General features: G+C 62.5%; 19 protein-coding genes. 10 read left to right on the top strand and 9 right to left on the bottom strand.

Annotation, left to right across the window (positions count from 1 at the left end):
* Positions 1–126 precede the first annotated feature (126 nt).
* Positions 127–1,194, top strand: a complete 1,068-nt coding sequence (locus tag DV706_RS15355; protein ID WP_006067678.1) for a 2,3-butanediol dehydrogenase — start codon at positions 127–129, stop codon at positions 1,192–1,194.
* Positions 1,195–1,200: 6 nt separating this feature from the next.
* Here the strand turns inward: DV706_RS15355 and DV706_RS15350 are convergent, their stop codons facing one another.
* Both DV706_RS15350 and DV706_RS15345 read right to left on the bottom strand, forming a co-directional pair.
* On the bottom strand, positions 1,201–2,265 hold the full coding sequence (locus DV706_RS15350; protein ID WP_136350916.1) for a DNA-methyltransferase: 1,065 nt from the start codon (positions 2,263–2,265) through the stop codon (positions 1,201–1,203).
* A gap of 143 nt (positions 2,266–2,408) precedes the next feature.
* Positions 2,409–3,038: a hypothetical protein gene (locus DV706_RS15345; protein ID WP_049889985.1), complete on the bottom strand. Its 630-nt coding sequence runs from the start codon at positions 3,036–3,038 to the stop codon at positions 2,409–2,411.
* Between the two features lie 459 nt (positions 3,039–3,497).
* Here DV706_RS15345 and DV706_RS15340 point away from each other — a divergent pair, with 459 nt between their 5' ends.
* The gene (locus tag DV706_RS15340; protein ID WP_006067675.1) at positions 3,498–4,154 is read left to right on the top strand and encodes a hypothetical protein; all 657 of its coding nucleotides are present in this window, start codon (positions 3,498–3,500) and stop codon (positions 4,152–4,154) included.
* A 60-nt stretch (positions 4,155–4,214) separates the two neighbouring features.
* Here the strand turns inward: DV706_RS15340 and DV706_RS15335 are convergent, their stop codons facing one another.
* The gene (locus DV706_RS15335; protein ID WP_136350915.1) at positions 4,215–4,802 is read right to left on the bottom strand and encodes an NADPH-dependent FMN reductase; all 588 of its coding nucleotides are present in this window, start codon (positions 4,800–4,802) and stop codon (positions 4,215–4,217) included.
* A gap of 124 nt (positions 4,803–4,926) precedes the next feature.
* Between DV706_RS15335 and DV706_RS15330 the strand changes: the two genes are divergently transcribed.
* On the top strand, positions 4,927–5,916 hold the full coding sequence (locus DV706_RS15330) for a nucleoside recognition protein (protein WP_049889984.1): 990 nt from the start codon (positions 4,927–4,929) through the stop codon (positions 5,914–5,916).
* 25 nt (positions 5,917–5,941) lie between these two features.
* On the opposite strand, the gene DV706_RS15325 is transcribed toward DV706_RS15330, so the two are convergent.
* A complete protein-coding gene (locus DV706_RS15325) occupies positions 5,942–6,877 on the bottom strand; it encodes an HhH-GPD family protein (protein ID WP_049889983.1) in 936 nt (311 codons plus the stop codon).
* A 117-nt stretch (positions 6,878–6,994) separates the two neighbouring features.
* Between DV706_RS15325 and DV706_RS15320 the strand changes: the two genes are divergently transcribed.
* Complete coding sequence (locus DV706_RS15320; RefSeq protein WP_006067672.1) at positions 6,995–7,318, top strand: hypothetical protein; 324 nt, start codon at positions 6,995–6,997, stop codon at positions 7,316–7,318.
* A 356-nt stretch (positions 7,319–7,674) separates the two neighbouring features.
* Here the strand turns inward: DV706_RS15320 and DV706_RS15315 are convergent, their stop codons facing one another.
* Together DV706_RS15315 and DV706_RS15310 are read right to left on the bottom strand one after the other, a co-directional pair.
* Positions 7,675–9,579: a DHH family phosphoesterase gene (locus tag DV706_RS15315; protein ID WP_006067670.1), complete on the bottom strand. Its 1,905-nt coding sequence runs from the start codon at positions 9,577–9,579 to the stop codon at positions 7,675–7,677.
* A 79-nt stretch (positions 9,580–9,658) separates the two neighbouring features.
* Entirely contained in the window at positions 9,659–11,911 is a 2,253-nt protein-coding gene (locus DV706_RS15310; protein ID WP_006067669.1) for an NADP-dependent malic enzyme, read from the bottom strand.
* A 196-nt stretch (positions 11,912–12,107) separates the two neighbouring features.
* Here DV706_RS15310 and DV706_RS15305 point away from each other — a divergent pair, with 196 nt between their 5' ends.
* The 4 genes from DV706_RS15305 (at position 12,108) to ilvD (ending at position 16,987) form a co-directional block, all read left to right on the top strand.
* Positions 12,108–12,605 (top strand): Mov34/MPN/PAD-1 family protein, encoded by a 498-nt coding sequence (locus DV706_RS15305; RefSeq protein ID WP_049889976.1) that lies wholly within the window; start codon positions 12,108–12,110, stop codon positions 12,603–12,605.
* A gap of 78 nt (positions 12,606–12,683) precedes the next feature.
* Positions 12,684–13,115, top strand: a complete 432-nt coding sequence (locus DV706_RS15300; RefSeq protein ID WP_006067667.1) for an adenylyltransferase/cytidyltransferase family protein — start codon at positions 12,684–12,686, stop codon at positions 13,113–13,115.
* Positions 13,116–13,473: 358 nt separating this feature from the next.
* Positions 13,474–14,847, top strand: coding sequence for a YncE family protein (locus DV706_RS15295; protein WP_006067666.1), 1,374 nt, complete (start codon positions 13,474–13,476; stop codon positions 14,845–14,847).
* Positions 14,848–15,250: 403 nt separating this feature from the next.
* A complete protein-coding gene (gene ilvD, locus DV706_RS15290; RefSeq protein WP_006067664.1) occupies positions 15,251–16,987 on the top strand; it encodes a dihydroxy-acid dehydratase in 1,737 nt (578 codons plus the stop codon).
* Between the two features lie 204 nt (positions 16,988–17,191).
* Here the strand turns inward: ilvD and mobA are convergent, their stop codons facing one another.
* Positions 17,192–17,824 carry a molybdenum cofactor guanylyltransferase gene (mobA, locus tag DV706_RS15285; protein ID WP_006067663.1) on the bottom strand — a complete coding sequence of 211 codons (633 nt, stop codon included), beginning with the start codon at positions 17,822–17,824 and terminating at the stop codon, positions 17,192–17,194.
* 49 nt (positions 17,825–17,873) lie between these two features.
* Complete coding sequence (gene yqeC, locus DV706_RS15280; RefSeq protein ID WP_006067662.1) at positions 17,874–18,632, bottom strand: selenium cofactor biosynthesis protein YqeC; 759 nt, start codon at positions 18,630–18,632, stop codon at positions 17,874–17,876.
* A gap of 129 nt (positions 18,633–18,761) precedes the next feature.
* Here yqeC and DV706_RS15275 point away from each other — a divergent pair, with 129 nt between their 5' ends.
* A complete protein-coding gene (locus tag DV706_RS15275) occupies positions 18,762–19,739 on the top strand; it encodes a beta-ribofuranosylaminobenzene 5'-phosphate synthase family protein (protein ID WP_006067661.1) in 978 nt (325 codons plus the stop codon).
* A 178-nt stretch (positions 19,740–19,917) separates the two neighbouring features.
* Positions 19,918–20,247, top strand: a complete 330-nt coding sequence (locus DV706_RS15270) for a transcription factor S (protein ID WP_006067660.1) — start codon at positions 19,918–19,920, stop codon at positions 20,245–20,247.
* Between the two features lie 48 nt (positions 20,248–20,295).
* Here the strand turns inward: DV706_RS15270 and DV706_RS15265 are convergent, their stop codons facing one another.
* Positions 20,296–21,648: a 4Fe-4S ferredoxin N-terminal domain-containing protein gene (locus DV706_RS15265; RefSeq protein WP_006067659.1), complete on the bottom strand. Its 1,353-nt coding sequence runs from the start codon at positions 21,646–21,648 to the stop codon at positions 20,296–20,298.
* Positions 21,649–21,820 lie beyond the last annotated feature (172 nt).

The following is a 21,820-nucleotide window of genomic DNA, read 5'->3' as shown; positions in this document are numbered from 1 at the left end:
ACCCGGCTGTTCGTCGGGCCGAGGTAAATATTATACTGAAGCGATATCTTTCTTGACGGGGTTAGGTCATGTTTGTTGCCACCGTTGCACACGGTGTTTATCTGCTCTCGGCGAGAAGAGAGCAGCATGCGTTCTGCCGTATTCCATGGACGAGAGAACATCCAGGTCGATGAGATCGCCGAACCGGTCGTCGAGCGCGACAGTGTCCTGATCGATGTCATCGCGGCAGGGATCTGTGGGTCGGACCTGCATGAGTACGCTGCCGGCCCGATTTTCATTCCTGGCGATGCCCCACATCCAGTAACTGGAGAAACAGCCCCCGTCTCGATGGGCCACGAGTTCGGCGGCGAAGTCATCGAGATCGGTGACGACGTCGAGGATATCGCCGTCGGCGACACCGTCACCGTCAACCCGATTCTGTACTGCGGCGAGTGTCGGTACTGCGAGGACGGTTCGTACCACCTCTGTGAGTCTGGCGGTTTCATCGGCCTCTCCGGCGGCGGTGGCGGTTTCTCTGAACAGATCGCCGTCTCGAGCGAGCAGGCGATTCCGGTTCCCGACGACGTGCCGGCCGAGTACGCCGCGCTGGTCGAACCGTTCAGTGTCGGCCTACATGCCGTAAGAAACGCGGAGTTTTCCGCCGGCGATTCGGTCGCCGTCTACGGCACTGGCCCGATCGGGCTGACCGTCATTCAGGCGGCGAAAGCCGCCGGTGCGAATCCGGTGTATGCCATCGAGCCCCAGGATGCACGACGGGAGCTGGCTGCCGAAGTCGGTGCGGATATGACGTTCAACCCGATCGACACGGACGCCCCCGAAGCGATCATCGAGCAGTCAGACGGTGGCGTCGATGCGACGTTCGAAGTCGCCGGGATCGAACAGACGGTTCGGGACGCGATCCGATCGGTGAAAAACGACGGATCGGTCACCATCGTCAGCATCTTCGAAGAGAGCGTCGAAATCGAGCCAAACGAAATCGTCCTCGGCGAACGCACCGTTTCTGGGACGTTGGCGTACGAAGGCGGCCCCAACAGTGACGTGGAGTTCGGTGCCGTCATCGACATGTTCGCCGACGAGACACTCGATCCTGAGCCGCTTATCACCAGCCGAATCGGGCTCGAGGAGATCGTCGACGGCTTCGATACGCTGCTCGGCGGCGAGCACGACGAGATCAAGATTATCGTCGAACCCTAGCTGCGTTCACTCGAGGGCCAGCGGCTCGTGGATCGCTCGATAGCCGTACTCGGCGTCGTCCGTGAGCGTCTCGACGGCCGCCACCTCCCGGAGCTGGATGTCTCGTTCCATCTTCGTCACGACTGGCGTCTCGTAGTGGGTCGCTTCGTACTCGAACTCGTTTCCGTCCTCGCGACGGCGTGTGACGAACTCGCGATGGCGCTCGAGACGTGCCCGGCTGACCGAGCGCGACAGCGACGGCACATCGGCGATCCGGTCGTCGAACACCTCGAGAAACGCGTCCTCGAGTTCTGATCCCACCGAGTGGCGGCCGGCACACATCGCTGCGAGCGTGGTCGTTCCGGTGCCCCAGAAGGGGTCGAGGACGGTGTCGCCGTAGGCCGAGTACATACAGATCAGCCGGTAGGGAATCTCGAGTGGATACGCGGCTGACCGATCACGGAGGTCGTCGTCGGCGAACTCGAGGGTCTGTAGCTCACCTTGCACCTCGGTCCAGACGTCGGTAAACCAGCGGTTGCGCTCCTCCCAGAAGTAGGCGGCCTGGTAGCGATGGTCGGCTCCCGGCTCGAACGAACGGCTCTCGTCGCCCTTCCGGAAGAGCAGCACGTACTCGTGTTCGAGCGTGACGTAGGCGTTGGGTGGGATCATCCCGCTCCCCATGAACTTCGCCGCGCTGTTTGCCGGCTTGCGCCAGAGGATATCGGGCAACGGATCGAATCCACGAGACTCGAACGCCTCGAGGACGCGGGCGTGGTTTGCGTAGACCCGAAAGCTATCGTCGAGCGAGCGTGTCGCGTCGCCGACGTTGATACAGGCGATACCGCCGTCGACCAGTACGCGTTCGAGTTCGTCCCAGACGCGATCAAGTTGGGCGTGCATCGCGTCGAACGCCGCGCGGCCGTCACCGGACTCGAGTGCGTCGCCAATCGCCGGATCGAGCGCCGTAAAGAGGTCGTCCCACATCTCGATCATGGGGTACGGCGGGGACGTGACGACGAGTTCGACTGCGTCGTCGTCGATCTCGGCCAGGTCTCGTGAGTCACCGACGAAGACGCGGTGGGTCGTCTCCATTGGATACACACTGTCGGCGTCGCCCCCTTAGCTCCTTCGTCAAGACGAGAGCGCTGTCGACGCGTCGATCCGTGGGTCGAACCGACAGCCGGGACGCGATAGCACGGCTGTCTACCGTTCGAGTCGGCGGTAAACGCTAGCCGTTACTCCTCGTCGGTCTCGTCAACGTCAGCCTCGGTTTCGTCAACTCCAGGTCCGGTTTCTGTCGTGTCGACCGCCGTCTCATCGTCCATATCAGCACTCGTCGCCGGCTCGAACTCCTCGATCGGTTCCCACTCGTCTTGCTCGCCTGATGAGAGACGATGGCGGAGAATCGCGATTGCACCAAGCACGCCCACAGCAAGCAACACTCGAGCAAGACGGCTCGAGCCCTCGTCCGCTTCGGTTTCGGTCTCCGTTTCGGATTCGTCGTCAGACGCAGATTCAGATTCAGATTCGGACTCGGGCTCGGACGCTGCGCTCGCGCTCATTTCCTCGTCGCTTTCGGAGACACTCTCGACGACGCTTTCGATGATTTCGGGCTCTTGAATGTCCTGAATCGACGAGTCTTCGATTTCAGACGACTGCCGTCCCGCGAGAAAGCCAAGCGCAGCACCCACGCCGAACAGGGCCCCTGCAAGCGGCAGCGTCGGTGATCCTCCCGGTGTCGATCCGTCCGCCTCTTCGACGGCCTCGAGGATCGACTCTCGTAGTGGTGAGTCCATTCCCTTTTCGACTGCTTCTTTGACCACAATCTCGGACAGCGTCTTGTCCTGTTGTTCCGTTTCGGGCATAATCGCATCCGACCACATCCCCGTAAATAGTTCTGTCCAACGTTTCGATCTGACCGAGCACGCGCCCGACGAGTATTCACGCCCTACTTACGGCGAGCACGGTCGGTAACAGACACCTACTCGCTCGAAAAGCTCGAAAATGACACCGGTTTGGTAGGCGGTGTCGGACTCGCTTACGGAACGTCGAGAGCGTAGAACACGGCGAACACGCCTGCCGTAACGAACGTCGAGCTGGGGTTGCTGTCAGCGACAGAGGGGTCTCGATCTGGACCCGGCAATCGCGTCAGTGGCTGTATGACACACGGTGGGGTCGCCGGGAAGTGCTGTACAGTTCGCCGGTTCGAGAAACAGAATATTACCCACGTATAAATCCAGAACCGGCGAACTCGTCCGGAGGATTTCGCGTTACGGTGAGTTAACGGCTACCATAACGAAGGGGTGTGCCGGAGATGTGTCCGTATGAGCGTCATCCGACAGCCCGGCATCCTCGGGCGAACGACTCGACAGCGAATCGTCGGGCTGACCGCGGCGCTCTCGATAGCCACCGTCGAAGCAGTCACTGTTGGACTCTGGTTTGGCCTCGTCGTCGGCTCTCGAACGACATCGACGGCACTGGCCGGGCTTGGGATTCTCTTCTGTGGCTCGCTCCTTCGGGCTGGCGTCTTCGGTGCAACAGTCAGCGACGTGCGAGATCTCTGCCAACCACACCGACTCGCGGCTGCGCTCGCGTTGACTGGCGGCTGGGTCGTCTGGCTGCTCGTGGCTGAACTGATCGGCGATGTTACCGGTCTGCTTGTCGCGACCGTCGTGTTTACTGGCATTCTCACCGGGCAGTTCATTCTCGAGCGATCCGTCTTCTCCACCCAGATGCACTCGGCGACGGTGCGAACAGCACTCATCCCCGCACTCCTGTTGGCCGTCGGCGCAGCGACGCTGCTCGCATCGGCGTGGTTCACTGACCTCAGATTTATCACGCCGCCGCTGTCACTCGAGATCACAACGGTGGTCCTGTGGATCGACGTCCAGCATCTGGGCTATCTCTCGTTTGGACTGTTTGCGTTCCTCGCCCACCAGCAGCGCTTCGAGCAGTTTCTCGGTCCCTATCGTGGCACCTGAGCCGGATCGCACTGCCGTCGGACGAATCGAACGCAACGGCAGTCATCGCGACTGGGGCCGCTACTTTTCTTCGGCACCGACGTTCTGGTCGCTCTCGAACGACGCCGGATCCGGTTCGATCGTCGCGTACTGGACTGCCCGTCTGCCGAGCGTGACGACACGATCCTCGAGGGTCGGATCGACGAACGCGCCGTCCTCGAGCGCCGAGTGGGAGTTCGCGATCGCTGCCTCGTGTGGGATCACCCACGCGTTCAACGCCCGACAGACCGACCGCATATGCTCGAGTGCCGTCACCGGGAACGCCCCACCTGAGACCGCGAGCAAGCCGACGGTCGTCTCCTCGAATTCGTCGAACCCACAGTAGTCGAGTGCGGTCTTGAGCGGCGACGCATACGAGCCGTGATACACCGGCGAGCCGAGGATGATCGCGTCAGCGTCCCGGATTCGAGCCGTCAACTCCGCTGCATCGCCTGCGTCTTCCCGGTCGCGATCTGCGTCAAAAATCGGGAGTTCGAACGCCCGCAAGTCGAGCAGTTCGGTGCTGGCTCCAGCCCGTTCGGCGGTCTCGAGAGCGACCTCGAGGGCGAGACGAGTCGTGCTTGCATCACGGAGGCTGCCACAGACTGCGGCGACGTGAACGTCGGTCATGTCAGCACAGAGGGCTGCAAGCCCCAAATAGACTGGCGGACAACACGACGCTCGAGCGCGTTTCGCGACCCCGACGTGTGCCGTGACCGACGGCCCTTTCGTGTCGGAATTCGAAGCGGTCGGTGTGCAGTCGCCGCTCTCCGTCCTGCTGACCGAAGCGCTCCCACGAGTCCTGACGATCACGCTGTTGATCGGGTTCGGTGTTGGGCTGGCGAATCTCGCCGTCGGGTACGGTCTCGTCGACGTCATCGCCCGCGTCGGTCGCTATCTGACCGAGCCCGCCAATCTGCCCGACGAAGTCGGCGCTGCCGTGTTGACGAACACGCTCTCGGTCACCGCCGGCTACGGGATGCTCGCCGAGTTCCGCGAGTCCGGGCTCCTCGACGACCGCGCTACGCTGATCGCCATCGTCATCAACACGTTTTTCGGCTTTCTCAAGCACAGTCTCACCTACTACGGCCCCGTCCTCGTCCCCATTCTGGGGGTTCACGCCGGGTTGCTGTACGTCGGTGCGCGGGCTGGAATCTCGCTTGCCATTTCGGTCGTCGGCCTGCTCGCCGGTGCCGTCCTGTTGCGTGGCTACGAGTACGACAGCAGCGCTATCGAACCGGAGATGCCCGACGACGAGAAACGAACACACCGAGAGACACTCCGCCACGCCGGTGCAAAAACGGCGGATCAACTGCGATCGATCGTCCCGCGACTGGCGGTCGTCTACTCGCTTGTCTTTCTCGCCCTCGAGTACACCGACCAGTTACTCGCCGCCTTCGCCGTCGTCGGCATCGAAGAGCCGGCTGCCATCGTCGACCCGGTGGCGAGCCTCGTCGGACTCCCGGCCGCAGCGGTGCCGGTGATCGTCGTCTCACTCGTCGATCCGACAATGGGTGCAGTTACCGTCGCCCCCATGATCGGTGACGTGCTCACTCGTGCCCAAGCGGTGCTTGCGTTGCTCGTCGGGAGCCTGTTCTCGCTGACAGTCGGCACAGTCAAACGATCGATCCCGTTTCAGTACGGCATCTGGGGCTCGGCGTTCGGTACCAAAGTCATCATCGTCAACACGGGGCTGAAAGCCGTCTTCATCATCGCCGCGATTCTCGTCTTCCTCGTCGTCTAACACTCGAGTGCGTTCGTGGCTACCGTCACCGCTGGAGCCGTGCGACGAGGTCGCTGCCACTGCCCTCGAGATCGACCAGCCCATCCGACTCGAGATCAGCGAGCAGTCCCTCGAGCCACTCGCGGCCGTACTCACCGTCGGGTACGTAATCGACGCGGATACGGTGGCCAAGCGTATCGATCTCGAGGTCGTCGTACTCTCGGAGCGTGCCGATGACGCGACCGCGGAACTGCCGGCGACTCCCCTCGAAACTTGGCTGGGTGGGGACGTCGGGGGCGGTAAAGTCGCCGCTGGCGTAGGCGCCACACCACTCGCGCCACGGACAGCCGACCTCGTCACAGCGCGGCGTCTGCGTACAGGCAACGCCGCCGAGTTCCATGATCGCGTTGTTCCAGACTCGTGACCGGCCCTCGGGCATGAGGTCGTTCGCAGCGTCTTCGAAGGCCGTCTCGTCGTCGGGCACGCCGAACGCGCGGTAGCAGACCCGCTTGACGTTCGTGTCGACAACGGCGTCGCCGTTGTTGAACGCGAAACTCGCAACGGCGTTTGCGGTGTAGGGACCGACGCCCATCAGCTCCTGTAGTTCGTCGGGAGTGGACGGAAACTCGCCAGCGTACCCCTCCTCTACCTGCTGGGCCGCCTCGTGGAGATACTTCGCTCGGTTGTTGTACCCCAGGCTGTGGCCCGTCCAAAAGCCAACCACGTCCGCTCGATCAGCGGCAGCGAGATCGGCCGCCGTCGGCCAGCGCTCGAGAAAGTCCGCCCATGCCTCGACGACCCGATCGAGTTGAGTTTGCTGGCTCATCACCTCGCTGACAAGGATCTCGTAGGGATCGTCGGTCTGCCGCCAGGGATAGTCGCGGTGGTCGGCTTCGTACCACGCGATCAGCGCCTCACGGACGGCCTCGCGGTCGTCGGGCAGCGTCCACGCCCTGTCGGCGTCACCGTCGCTCTCACTCATCGGTCGTCCTAGCGAGTGGGCCGTCTTACTGGTGGCGGTTCGATCGTTCGAGTCGATTGCCGATCGCACTCGATCGACCACGAAAGCCCTATCCCGCCGGCTCGAGTCCCCTAACCTATGAGTCTCGACGATCTCACCAACGACGTACAGGATTCCTACGGCCAGTTAGACGACGAACTCACCGTCTCACTCGATCGAGAAGCGCGAAACGAACTCGCCTTACTCGAGGCCGCACTCGAGCCCGAAGACACTGACGAACTCGTCCGTCGAGCGATCCACATGCTCTTTCAGACCACCGTCGACACCGGCAAACTCGACTTCCAGCTCCGGTCGGCCTACGACGTCACCTACGACGAGTATCTCTCGGGAATGACGTTCGAAGAGATGACTGGCGCGGATCAGTACCCCTCGATGGACGACGAGCGCCGCTACCAGTTCTAACGGCGCTGCGATCGCCGGCGAGCCACAAGCGGAACGCCGCACCTGGCTAGGGCCTCGCGTACGATATCAATATGTGTTCTAGGGCAGATGAATAATTTTATCCACATAATAGGTGCGCTTATTTATACTCAGTTCCTCGAGTCGTCTATGGCAATCAGGCAACGTTCACTCGAATCCGAATTCCATTGTCCAGAATGCTCGGGACCGCTGTCGACCCGGTACGACTCACTCGTCTGTGACGACTGTGGCTACACGCCACGTCACGGCGCAGACTGACATCGCCACTGACACTCGAAATAGCGTAAAACGCTCGAACGGCGGTTTATTATCCGTCACTCGGCTCGTCGAGTCGGCACTCAGTCGTCGATCGGGGCCGCACTCGAGAGCGCCTCGTCGATCTCGGCTTCTTCCATCTTGTCGACTAAGGCGTCGATCACTTCCTCGCGTTTGCCTTTGACGAACTTGATCGAGCCGACGACGAGGTGACCGCCGCCGGAGACGCCGCCACCGGAGATCTCTTCCTCGAGTTCGGTGACCATGTTCGGGATGTCGAGTCGCACACCGTCACTGCGCAAGACGGCGAAATCAGGGCCGTAACCGACCGTAATGACGGGGTCGCCCGTCTCTTCGATCTTGCGGTCGTGGATCTCACCAGTCGTCTTCCCCGGCGCGGGGTAGGTAAAGCGGTGGGCGTGGTTTTCGACGTCGATCCGGTAGAGGTGGGCACCGCTGTCGAGGTCTTCGTGCTCGAGGTGGGCCATTGCGGCGTCGAGCTGTTCGTCCACTTCTTTGCGAGCGCGGTCGGCGAAGAAGGACACGAGTTCGCGGTGGCGCTCCTCGTCGCCGTTATCGATGTGAAGCAGGTCCTGAATCAGTTGGTCGCCGGAGTTATAGCGCAGCCAGAAGGCCGCATAATCCAGCGCTTCGCTGAGATCCTGCAATCGGCTCTCGTCGAACCCTTCCTCGGCAGCGAGTTCGAGATAGTCGGTCATCGCGTCGGCTTTCGAGCGATCCGAGATGCCGGCGACGGCGGGAACGTGGCGGAGTTCGTCGGTGATCTCTGGGTAGATCATCCGTGCGAGCTCGACACAAAGCATCCCCGTCGTGATCCGGTAGTCCTCGTCGTGGAGATACGGGTTGACGTGGGCGTCGAGTAAGTCCTCCACCGCGTCGGGGTCGGGGTGGTGGTGGTCGACGACCGCGATTGGGATATCGTAGTGGGCCAGCGTCTCGTAGGCCGGCACGTCCTCGGCCGTCGAGCCGTTGTCGAGCATGAGCAGGAGTGGAAGTTGCTGGCCGTGTTTCTCCTGATCCTCAAGGGCGAAGTTCAGATCCCGCGTGGCGTCTTCCATCTCGTAGAAGGGCGCCTTTGCAGGGAGGCGTTTGATGAGGTGTCGCGGGGCGTCGGCGTCCTCGTGAACCTCTGCGATGAACCGCTCGAGGGCGATCTGGACGGGAACGGCAGCACACATGCCGTCGCCGTCGGCGTGGTGTCGAACCCGGATGGGACGACCCTCGAGGACGGTTCGGCGGAGCAGCTTTGCGACGTTCTGCAGGTCGGGTCGGAGCTTCTCGAACGCGGGCCAGTCGATCAGTGGTTCGACGTCGTGGGGCTGTGCACGGGCCTCGAGGGCGGTCTCGAGCCGTTCACGGGCATCGTCTGCGACCTCGCCCTCGAGTTTCGAGAGCCCGTCGACTTCGATCTGGACGTCACCCTCGCGGTGTTCCGGCGCACCGGTGACACGGACGATATCGCCGACTTCGATCGATGGGTAGGCACGGACGCCTGCCTCCTCGAACGCAGCACACGGGACGACGCCGTCCTCGTCGGTGACGTGGAAGATCGTTGGGCCGCCGGTCTGTTTGACCTGGACGACTTCGCCCTCGAGGTGGATCTGTTCGCCGATGTTCGACTCGAGGCGGTCAGTTCCGGTCAGCGCGTAGTCGTGATCGACGGGTTCGACGGTGTAGTCGTCGATGTCGACCGGCTCGAAGGCCATGTCACCGTTTTCTCGGACGGTCTCGAGTTTGACGACGAGATCGTCACCGACGGCGTAGGTGCCGCTGAGGACGGATTCGTGGACGAGTCCAGAGACCGATTCGGAAAGATCAACGAAAACGCCGTAATCGACGATACCGTTGATTTCGGCGAGATACGGCTGGTCCTGTTCGACGTCCGCTGCAGTACAATCGGAAGCGAGATCGTAGACGACGGAATCCCCGTCGTCTGCGCCGGGTTCCCCGGCGGACTCACGTGTCATCTTGGGTCGTCATTTGCGATGGTCGCGTATAACCCTTGTCAAGAAGGAATGCCGCGCACGTGAGCGCGCCGGAGAGCGGCTACTCTTCCTGGGCGTCGACGGTTGCGACAGCGGCCAGATTAACGATGTCGGCGACGTCGTCATCACGCTGGAGAACGTGAACCGGGCGGTCCATACCGACCAGCATCGGCCCGATCGCTTCGGCGCCACCGAGCCGCTGGAGGAGTTTGTAACAGATGTTCCCTGCCTCGAGGTTCGGGAAGACGAGCACGTTGGCTGGCTCGTCTAACTCGGCGAACTCGTAGCTTCCCTCGAGTAACTCCTCGACGACGGCAGTGTCGGCCTGCATTTCGCCGTCGACGGGGAAGTCAACACTCGGATCGCCACGAAGCTGTTGGGCCGCTCGGCGGGGTTTTCGAGTGCCGTCGTTGTCCACGCTCCCGAAGTCTGAGTACGAGAGCAGTGCGGCTCGTGGCTCGATGTTGAACTGCCTGGCGAGGGCAGCCGTGTGACGCGTGATTTCGGCGAGAACGTCCTCGTTAGGGTCCTGATTGACCGTCGCGTCCGCGAGGAAGATGACGCGATTTTTGAACGTGAGCATGTAGACGCCCGCGGCGTAGTCGGTGTCCGGTGCGGTGCCGATGACCTGCAACGGCGGCCGAAGCGCAGACGGATAGTGGTTCGTCAGCCCGGTGAGCATCGCGTCGGCGTCGCCTTGATCGACCATCACCGAGGCAAAGTAGTTGCTGTCTCGAATCAACTCGTCGGCTTCGGTTCGCGTCACGCCTTTGCGCTGGCGACGCTTGTAGAGTGACTCGATGTAGTGGTCGTACGCTCCAGCACCGGGGTCGACCACTTCGGGTTCGAACTCGAGGCCGAGTTCCGCGATCGTCGTTGCGATCTCGTCTTCGTCCCCGATCAGCACTGGCTGGGCGACCGCTCGTTCTTCGATCTGGGCCGCTGCTCGGATGATCTTCTCGTTGCCTCCTTCGGCCAGCGCGAGTCGTTTGGGCTCGGTTTTGGCCTTGTTGAACACCGTCCGCATCATCTCGCGGGATTTGCCGAGGCGGGCCTCGAGACGTTCGACGTAGGTCTCGATATCCATCTCGATCCGAGCTGCATCGCTGTCGATCGCGGCACGGGCGACTGCAGGAGCGACCTGGAACAACACCCGCGGATCGAGCGGTTTCGGGATGATGTACTCGGGGCCGAACTGGAGCGGCTGATCGCCGTAGGCTTTCCGGACGGCGTCGGGCACGTCCTGTTTTGTGAGGTCTGCGATGGCTTCCGCAGCAGCGACCTTCATCTCCTCGTTGATCTCGGCCGCACGCACGTCGAGTGCGCCGCGGAAAATAAAGGGGAATCCGAGGACGTTGTTGACCTGATTCGGGTAATCCGACCGGCCAGTTGCCATGATGACATCGTCTGAGCGAGCGCTTTTCGCCGTCTCGTAGTCGATTTCGGGTTCGGGGTTTGCCATCGCGAAGATGATCGGGTCCGCGGCCATCGACTGGATCATCTCCGGCGAGACGATGCCGCCAACCGAGAGGCCAACGAAGACGTCCGCATCAACCATCGCGTCGGCAAGTTCGCCTTCGGGAACGTCTCGAGCAAACTCGCGACTGTACGGATCGAGGTCGCCGGCTTCGGCCCGTTCGGTCGTCAGGATGCCGTCGATGTCGACCATCGTGATGTGCTCCCGCTTGACTCCCAGCGAGACGAAAAACTGGGCCGTCGCAAGCGCTGCGGCTCCCGCGCCCGCGAACGTGACCGAGATCGACTCGAGATCTTTCTCGGCGAGTTCGACGGCGTTTAACAGCGCTGCGCCGGTGATGATCGCAGTGCCGTGTTGGTCGTCGTGAAAAACTGGGATATCCATTCGCTCGCGCAGGCGCTCTTCGATTCGGAAACACTCGGGTGCGGCAATGTCTTCCAAGTTGATCCCGCCAAAGGTCGGTTCCATCGCCGCAACAGACTCGACGAACGCGTCGGGATCGTCGAGGTCGAGTTCGATGTCGAAAACGTCGATATCCGCAAACCGTTTGAACAGGACGCCTTTCCCCTCCATGACTGGTTTCGACGCCTGGGCACCGATATCGCCGAGGCCGAGTACGGCAGAGCCGTTCGAGACGACGCCGATGAGATTCCCTTTCGCGGTGTACTGGTAGGCGTCGTTTTCTCGGTCGTCGATTTCTCGACACGGCGCAGCGACGCCGGGTGAGTACGCAAGCGAGAGGTCTCGCTGTGTACTCGTCGATTTCGTCGTCCGGATCTCGATTTTGCCCGGTGGGTCCTCGCTATGGTAGGCGAGTGAGTCCTCATCTAGTGACATACATGCGGATAGCCATGGGAGTTCAAAAAGACACGCGCTAATACACAACGGTGGTGTATGTATTCCTAGGTGACCATTGAGTACCATCATCGGCGGTGCGGATCCGGTCGACACCGTAGCCCCGATGGAGACCTGTGGTCGATCCCGAGACTATCTTATCGGAACGTTTAGCAACCGCAAGCCCGCATACTGTGCTATGGGGCTGTTCGACGCGCTGTTTCGCTCGAGTGAGATACTCGGCATCGCCGAGGAGACACTCGAGTTCGCCATCGAGTCCTCCGAGGCGACCCATCCCAACGAGTATATGGGGTTTCTCCGGGGGACCGAGGCAGACAAGCTCGGCGTCGATCAGGATGGGCTCGTTATCACGGACATTCTGGTCGTCCCCGGCACCGAAGCAAACAGCGTCAGCGCGACGGTCAAGACGAGCCAGATTCCAAACGACGTGAAAGCACTCGGCAGCATTCACTCCCATCCCAACGGCGTGATCCGGCCGAGCAGCGCAGATCTGGAGACGTTCGGTCGGGGCAGCGTCCACGTTATCATCGGTGCGCCCTACCGCCGAACGGACTGGAAAGCCTTCGACTCACAGGGGAAACCGACGCAGTTGAACGTGATCGACGTCGACCTCCCCGAAACTGAGGACTTTTTCGACTTCACGCAGGCGGATATCGACGACGAACTCCGACGATAGTATGAGTATGCTCGAGACGACTACTGGCCAGGATTGTGAACGGACGACGAGCAACGCACGCCGCGGTCGGAGGATATCATGACGAAAACGGTCATCGCACAGGGCACGTTCGACATCATCCACCCCGGCCACGTCCACTACTTAGAGGAGGCAGCCGCGATGGGCGACGAACTGTACGTCATCGTCGCCCGCAAGACAAACGTCGATCACAAGAAAGCGCCGATCTGTCCGGCAACACAGCGCCGGGACGTCGTCGGCGCACTCGAGACCGTCGACGAGGCACGACTCGGCAACGAGGAGGACATCTTCGTCCCGATCGAGGAGATCGATCCCGACGTGATCGCGCTCGGCCACGACCAACACCACAACGCCGACGCCATCGAGACCGAACTCGAGCGCCGTGGCATCGACTGCGTCGTCGAGCGTGCAAGCGGGCGCGAGCCAGGCGACGACGAGGAGATCCTCTCGACGCGACTCATCATCGACCGCATCCTCGAGCGCCGCGGGTGAGCCGTCGGTCCCGGACCGGTTGCGTACAGTGCAGACTCGAGATGTAATTCGACAATTGAACCAGTGTTTTAACCGCCGTGGAGCTGAAAGTACGGAGACAGCAGGCCGATACTGCGATCGCTGGCGTGGTGATTTTCGACAGTGACGAGTGACGACACAGATACCGGCAACAAGATCCGCAACAGTCGCCGGAACCCGCCCTCGAGTGGCCGGCAGCCGGCCACAGCCTGCAGTGCAGAACACTGACGGATGAACCGGGCTCAATTCTTGCCTCTTTCTATGTCTCAAATGCCGAATTCGCCACGTAGAAGGCCTGAAACCCGCAAACTTTTGAGGTAGCAGTTCGAATCATACTCGTATGCAGATGGATGCAACTCGCAGACGGTTTTTGGTCGGGAGTGCAGCCGCTGGCGCAGTCGCGCTGGCTGGCTGTGCTGGGGATAGCGAGGATGACGACGACAGTTCGGGGAACGGGACGGAGACGGCGTTCGACTACCAGATCGATCCCGAACTCGAGGAAGGAGACGGCTCCTACGAACTCTGGGCGCTCGACCAGGGCCGGGACAACATCTTCATCTACGAACCAGCAGCCGACGGCGACGGATTCGCGGTCACGAACTTCATCGACATCAACGCCCTCGAGGGCGTCCCCGAAGAGGACGTCGTCCCGCACATGATCGACTACAACTCGACCTACGAGTACGCCGCCGTCGCCTGTACGGCTGGCGCGCGCACGCTCGTCTTCCGCACCGAGGACCACGAACTGGTCGCTGACATCGACACCGGCGCTGGCTCGCACATGGCCGCGTTCTCGCCGGACGACGAGTATCTCCACATCGACGCCATCGGCGAGGGTGCCATCGTTCGCGTCGAGGCCGACCTCGAGAGCGAGTCGTTCGAGGTCGTCGATGAGATCGACGTGCTCGAGGACGACACCGTCCAGGCCGCCGGCATCGAAAGCGGTGCGCCGATCTGTCACCAGTACGCCCACGACGGGCGCTCGCTGCACACGCTTGGCCCGAGCTACCACGACGGCGCGCTCGTCATCGTCGACCACGAGGAGTTCACCGTCGACAAGGCGTACTCCGGCGACGAGCTGCCAACCAACTGTGGGACCATGCCCCACCCGACCGAGGAGAAGTTCTATCTCACCGCGGGGCTCCCCTCGAGCGACGGTGAGGGCGTTGGTGACTACTACGTCTACGACACCGCCGAAGACGAGGTCCTCGTCGACGGCGAGAGCACCCAGGGCAACGACGCACACGGCTTCTGGTTCACTCCCGACGGCGAGGAGCTGTGGGTGCTGAACCGCGAGACCAACGACGGCGTCGTCGTCGATCCCGAAACCGACGAGGTCATCGAGACGATCGATTCCTACGGCCCCGACCAGTCCGAGGATCCGGACGAGCGCGACGCGCCCGACATCATGTGGGCCTCTCCCGACGGCGAGTACATGTTCGTCACCTTGCGTGGTCCAGCCCCGCTGTCGGGTGACCCACACGCCGCGACGGGTGTCACGCCGGGCATCTCCGTGCTCGACATCGAGAGCCGCGAAATCGTCGAGATTATTGAGCCCCACCCGATTGACGACTTCGACGACGACCACATCGCACTCGCTCAGGACGAAGACGAAGACGGGCCACGTGTCCCCGACTTCCACGGCGTCGGTGTCCGACCGCTCGAGGCGTTCGAGACTGGGATCGGGACGTCCCCGCCGTTTGACACGAACTAGAGTAGCCACTGAAAGTCAATGCACACTGCATCGCACAGCCGTCGTGCGATGCATGTGTACATCGTTTCAGTTGTCACTCTAACTCTCGAGAATCACCGCCGGAGGAGGGAGTCGAACCGACTCCACCGTGTGACCCGTTTCGACGAAGTGTTCGATCGCGCTTTCTGACGCCACGGCGTCCGTCTCGGATGCGACAGTGGTGGCCTGCCACTCACACTCGAGGCAGTATGTGTACATTGATACCCTATCAATCGCTCCGTGACAGGAACGGGAAAGGCCCGTGCAGGAAATCGAAGGCGTGAGCAGCTGCGGTGTGGTGACCGCCGAATGTGTTCGAGTGGGGTTTGATAAGGCCGATATCGGTATCCAAGCCCTTTAAGCGCCGAGGTGGCAATCTCACGGTATGAGCCAACAGTCCGAACAGGGATCGCCCGTCGAGGGCAAACCCGAGGAGTTGCCGAGCAAAGAGGTCACGGAGGGAGTCGAACGCGCCCCACACCGTGCGATGTTCCGCGCGATGGGATACGACGATGCGGACCTGTCCTCGCCGATGATCGGCGTTGCGAACCCGGCCGCAGACATCACGCCGTGTAACGTCCATCTGGACGATGTGGCCCAGTCGGCCTACGACGCCGTCGACGAGGCCGACGGGATGCCGATCGAGTTCGGCACGATCACCATCTCCGACGCGATCTCGATGGGGACCGAGGGGATGAAGGCCTCGCTGATCTCCCGTGAAGTGATCGCCGACTCTGTCGAGCTCGTCGCCTTCGGCGAGCGCATGGACGGCCTCGTCACCATCGGTGGCTGTGACAAGAACATGCCAGGGATGATGATGGCCGCGATCCGGACGGATCTGCCGAGTGTCTTCCTCTATGGCGGTTCGATCATGCCCGGCGAACACGACGGTCGCGAGGTCACGATCCAGAACGTCTTCGAGGGCGTCGGTGCCGTCGCCGACGGTGAGATGTCCGAAGACGAACTCGACGAGATGGAGCGACACGCCTGTCCCGGTGCGGGCTCCTGTGGTGGGATGTTCACTGCCAACACGATGGCGTCGATCTCCGAGACGATCGGCTTCGCGCCGCTTGGCTCGTCCTCGCCGCCCGCAGAAGACGACGACCGCTACGAGGTCGCCCGTGAGAGCGGCGAACTCGCAGTCGAGGTCGTCCGCGAGCAGCGCAAACCCTCGGACTTCCTCACAGTGGAATCGTTCGAGAACGCGATCGCGCTACAGGTCGCCGTCGGCGGCTCGACCAACGCCGTGCTCCACCTACTGGCGATGGCCGCCGAGGCCGGCGTCGATCTCGATATCGAGAAGTTCAACGAGATCAGCGCCCGAACGCCGAAGATCGCCGACCTCCAGCCCGGTGGCACGCGCGTCATGAACGATCTCCACGAGGTCGGCGGCGTCCCCGTCGTCCTTCGAGAACTCCTCGAGGCAGACCTGCTCCATGGCGATGCGCTAACCGTTACCGGCGAGACGATGGCCGAAGCCATCGAGCGCGTCGACCCGCCACGAATCGAGGAGCTCGACGATGACTTCCTCTACACTATCGAAGATCCGATCCACGAGCGCGGTGCGATCCGCATCCTCACGGGCAATCTCGCACCCGAGGGAGCCGTTATCAAGATCACCGGCGAGGACCACCTCCACCACGAAGGCCCTGTCCGGATCTTCGAAGGCGAGGAGGCCGCGATGAAGTACGTCCAGGAAGGCCACGTCGACTCCGGCGACGTCATCGGAATCCGCAACGAAGGCCCCCGCGGCGGACCTGGCATGCGCGAGATGCTCGGTGTTACCAGCGCAGTTGCCGGCCAGGGCCACGCCGAAGACGTTGCCCTCTTTACCGACGGTCGGTTCTCCGGTGCCACGCGCGGGTTCTCCATCGGCCACGTCGCCCCCGAAGCGTTCGACGGCGGCCCGATCGCCGCCCTCGAGGACGGCGACACCATCACCATCGACATCGATAACCTCGAGCTCTCCGTGGACCTCTCCGAGGAGGAACTCGAGACACGGCTCGAGGCACGTGACCCACCCGAGCCACAGTACACCGCCGGTGTGCTGGCGAAATACGGCCAGCTGTTCGACTCTGCGGCCAACGGTGCCGTGACGAGTCCCGGTGCGAAACAGGACTGAGACGGCAACGCACGGTCAGTGACGCTGTTCGATTGGGGAGTGGTCGAACGGCGTTCATCGGATGTCCGACAGCAGTGTGATCGAGTCCTCTCTATGGTAACAACGGAAACCGTTTGCACACCGGTCGCACAGCTGTCGTGCGATCGGGTGCGCACTGACGGTCAGTGGCTACTATATTTCTGATCGACGGCAGTGTTCTATCAGTCATCGCTCGAGGCGCCGTTCGGCGTCTCGAAGCGCTGCCTGCGTGTCGATGCTCTCGAACGTCCGTTCGGAGATGGCCTCGAGTTCGTCCTCGCCCACGATGACCACGTCGAGCTGATCAAACGCGGTGATAATCCGACCGTCATCGTCGAGTGCGGCCTCACAGGCACGTGCCATCGAGGCTGCTCGGTAGACGGCCTGCGTCGTCTGATACCAGCCGTCCTCGAGTCGGACAACGGCTCCATCGTGGCCGCGGGCGTGTTCGAACAGCTGTTCGAACAGTGCCGGCTCGGCAAACGGCATATCACAGGCGACGACGGCCGCATACTCGCAGTCGACTGCCTCGAGACCGACCTGGATACCGGCCAGTGGACCCCGGTCCGGGACAGGATCGATCGCGTAGCGCACCTCGACATCGTGGTCCGACAGCGCCGCCTGAATCGCCTCGCGTTGCTCGTCGCGGCAGTTGACGACGACGGCATCGGTGAGTGTCGCGAGACGATCGACGACGCGTCGGATCATCGGCACTCCGGCGAGGTCGGCGACGGCCTTGTCCGTGTCGCCAAAGCGCGTCGAGTAGCCGCCCGCGAGGACAACGCCCTCAACTGAACCGATAGTCGTCACGGGTGACATAACGGGACCCGCTCGTATAAGCGGTCAGCACGTGTTCCTGCGGGGTCGTTCATCGACGAATCTCGATGAGCGGCTCGTCGGCGAGCATGCTCGTCAGGACGACTCGAGAGACGCGGTGCGTGGCGGCGCGTTTCTCGAGGACGTGCGTCGCGATCTCGCGTGCCGTCTCGAGAGCATCGTCGTCGTCGACCATGTTGAGCACCGGAATGTACGTCGCCTCCTCGGGAACGTCTTTCAGCCCGCCGTCGGGACTGGTCAGGATCGTCGCGACGTCGGCCGGTTCGATCGGCTCACCAACCGCTCGCCCGGTTGCCGCCGCGACGCGCTCCGGACGGTGGACGACCGACTCCTCGAGTGGGCGACCGACCGCGTCGACGCTGGCGATGGCAAGCACCGTCTCGACACCGCTCGGCAGCTGTGGTTCGCGCTCGTTTGGGGCCTTCAACAGCCGTGTTCGGGCACCATCAGCTTTGACCAGCACGTGGTCGACAGCCGAAGCCCCAGCGATTCGGTCGACCGTTTCGGGATCGTATCCCCGGTATCGGTCATCTCGTTCCTGTTCGGGAACCAGCCCCAGCGGCCACTCGAGGTCACGATCATCGGCGCTTGCCCGCTCGAGGGCGGCGATCGGGTCGTCAGTTACCCACACGTCAGCGACCTCGCGGTCGAAGATCGGGATTCGAACGGTCGCCGTGACGACCGTTCGCTCGAGTCGGCCGGCGAGTTCGTACAGTGTTGACTTCTTGCCACCAGCGCCGACGACGCAGGTGAGGGCGGCGTCGGCCTCGAGTTCGCGTGTGAGTTCCATGCATACTGGTGATACGACCGGCCGAAAAGAACTATCGATGACACGAGAGGTGGCGTTTGAGCAGGCGTCCCGTCGACAGTCGTTGCCACCGTCGAAACCCCCTTGCCGGGGGCTTGCCTACCGCCGTCTATGACAATCGCGACCGTCAGCGCAGGTGCCCGGCTCCATATCGGGTTCCAGAACCTTTCGCTGGCTCGGCGGCGGCTCTACGGCGGCATTGGTGTCGGTCTCGAGGAGCCACGCGTCACGGTCACCGCCGTCCCCGCCTCCGACGTGGAGAGCGGCGATCAACTAGTCCGAACGTATGCGGCTCGCGCCGCCGACGCACTCGACGTTCCCGGCGTCGCGGTCACGGTTGAGGAACGACTCCCACGCCATATCGGTCTCGGGAGTGGCACCCAGCTTGCGCTGTCCGTGCTCGCGGCGACGGCGCACGCCTACGGGCTCGAGCCGGCGGTTCGGGAGCACGCACCCGAAATGGGCCGTGGCGGGCGAAGTGGCATCGGCGTCGCAACGTTCGAAGACGGCGGATTCGTCGTCGATGCCGGCCATCCGACAAACCGGTTTACGACCGAGCCTCCGACGGAGGGTGACTGGACGGTCCCACCCGTCGTCGCTCGCCACGCGCTGCCCGACGACTGGCGATTTCTCGTCGTCATCCCCAATAGCGACCCCGGCCGCAGCGGCGATGACGAGGACGCGAGTATGCGAACGGTCGTCGAGCGCGCAGATCCCGCCGTCGCCGACGAGATCGCCGGCGTCATCACCCGGAAGCTGTTGCCGGCCGCAGCCGAGGGCCGACTCGAGGCCTTCGGCGAGGCGACCGCCGAAATCGGTCGCAAGAACGGCGCGTGGTACGCAGACGCACAGGGTGGCGTCTTCCGCCCGCCCGCAGGAACCCTCGTCGAAACGCTCGAGGACTGTCCGGTCTGTACAGGCGTCGGCCAGTCGTCGTGGGGGCCCGTCGTCTACGCCGTTACGGATCGAACACACGCCGACGAAGCCACGGCTGCCGCCAGAGACGCGCTCGCGGACAATGATCTCGAGGGTGACGTCGTGCTCTCGGCTCCGGCCTCGAGCGGAGCGTCTGTCCACACCGAGCGCTGATACGGTCTGCTGTAACGAGTTGCCGCCGATCACCAGCGGCGGGATCGGTGATCGGCGGGAATTGACGACAACAGTCCGTATGAGTCCGGCCGACAGCGTGATCGGCTGCTACCGTATCCATCAGTCGCTTTCGAACGCGAAAGGAGTGTTTTTGCGACTCGACCGTCTACGCATGGGTATGCAGTTTTGCGACGACTGCGGTTCGATGATGAAAGCCGAGGGCGACCGCATGGTCTGTACGAACGACGACTGTGGCGCGTCGCTCGAGCGGGATCGTGAGCAAGAAGACGCGTTCGTCACGACGGAGTCACAGACCGACGCCGAGGTGATCGAGTCGGACGAGAACGCGAACTTCGAAGGCAAGCCAAAGGCGACGGACGTGATCTGTGACGAGTGTGGGAATCAGGAAGCCTGGTACACGCTCAAACAGACCGCGTCGGCGGACGAACCCCCGACGCGCTTTTTCAAGTGTACCGAATGTGGGAAACGTTGGCGTGGCTACAACTGACGGTGGCTGCACACCTCAAGCGGAGTGTCGATCAACCCGCGACTCGAGTCAGTTGAACGGATCGATGCCGACAGTCCCCCGGTCGACGATGTCTTTTCGATTGTCCGTGTGACCAACGTCCTCGTAGTCAACTGGACCGTCGACCTGCTGGGCGTTTGGTCCCGGTTCGTTCCCGATATAGACGATATTCGGTTCGGTACCGATGTCTTCTAGCAGTCTAAACGTCGAGTCGCCGGTGCCGCCTTCCGCCTGAACGAGTGATCGCGCTTCGCGTTCGGTCAACCCGTCATCGTCGTCGTCTTCTGCCGGCTCCGTCTCCCCCGTGAGAACGGCAATCGCCTCCTGTAACTCCGCTTCAGGTGGGCTCTGTGCCTGTACTCGAGCCAGTGCAGGGTCGTCGAGATACTGCTGTGGGTCGCTCTCGGAGTCGTTCATATCCCCGAACTGGATCGCCTCGGGTGGACAGGCGTCCTCACAGGCAGTTCGGCCGACGAGTTCTTCGCCTTTGGAGCCATCCTGACGGGTCGCACAGAACGTACACTTCTCCATGACACCTTTCGGACTCCGACTGCCAACCCAGCGGCCGCGCTCGTCGTAGATGTGATCCTCCTCGAGTTCCTCGGCCGATACCTCCGGCTCTCCCCACTGGAAGTAGTTGACACCGTACGGACAGGCGACCTGGCAGTAGCGACAGCCGATGCAGACGTCGTAGTCAGTCAACACGAGGCCGTCGCTTTGCCGGGTATGGCGTGCCGTCGTCGGACACACTTTCTCACAGGGGGCATCCGTACAGTGCTGACAGGGACGAATCAGGCGGTTTCGTCCACCTGGCGTACTGTCTTCGTAATCCAGAACGTACATCCAGTTTGCCCCTTGCTCCCAGTTGTGCTCTTCGGCACAGGCGACGACACAGGAGAGACAGCCATCACACCGTTCGAGATCGAGCACCATGCCCCACTGGACGCCCTCCTCGTCGTCTTGCTCCGTCGCTGTTTCATCCGACGCGCTCGCCCCAAATCTCGGCTCGTCGTCCGACACCGTCCCCCACGTGCCGAGTCCGACCGCCCCCGCTCCGACGCCGATCTTCTGCATCACCTCCCGCCGCGATTCGTCGTCGACGCCGAACCGAGAGAGCGTTCCCTCGAGTTGGCCATCGTCTGCTGGCCGTTCGACCGGCCGTTCGTCCTCACCGAACTCGTCGACGACAGCCTCGTGGTACCGTTCGTAGAACGCCGACTCCGAGAGCTCTCCCGCGGTGACACGCATGGCATCCCCAGCCATTGCGAGGCCGAGTTCTGTGTCGTGGTCGGTCTCCTCGAGTATCGCCTCGAGTTCCGTTTGCCACTCGTCCCCGAGCGGATGGAACGGTTCGTCCGTGGTCGTGTCCTCGTTGTCACCCATCGTGTTCGCTCACCCCGTTGGAGACTGCGAGCAGTGTTGGCTAGCCACACTAGCACTGATGGGGAGCGTTCACAAAGTGAGTCAGCCTGCGGCTGCTGGGACACCGCGACTCCGTCGAGCGTCACTGCCGGCCAGGGGATTTTACTCGAGAACCCGTCTACGTGATTTTCGT

The organism is Natronorubrum bangense (assembly GCF_004799645.1).
In the GTDB taxonomy this organism is placed as follows: domain Archaea; phylum Halobacteriota; class Halobacteria; order Halobacteriales; family Natrialbaceae; genus Natronorubrum; species Natronorubrum bangense.
This window is presented reverse-complemented; position numbering and strand designations above follow the sequence as displayed.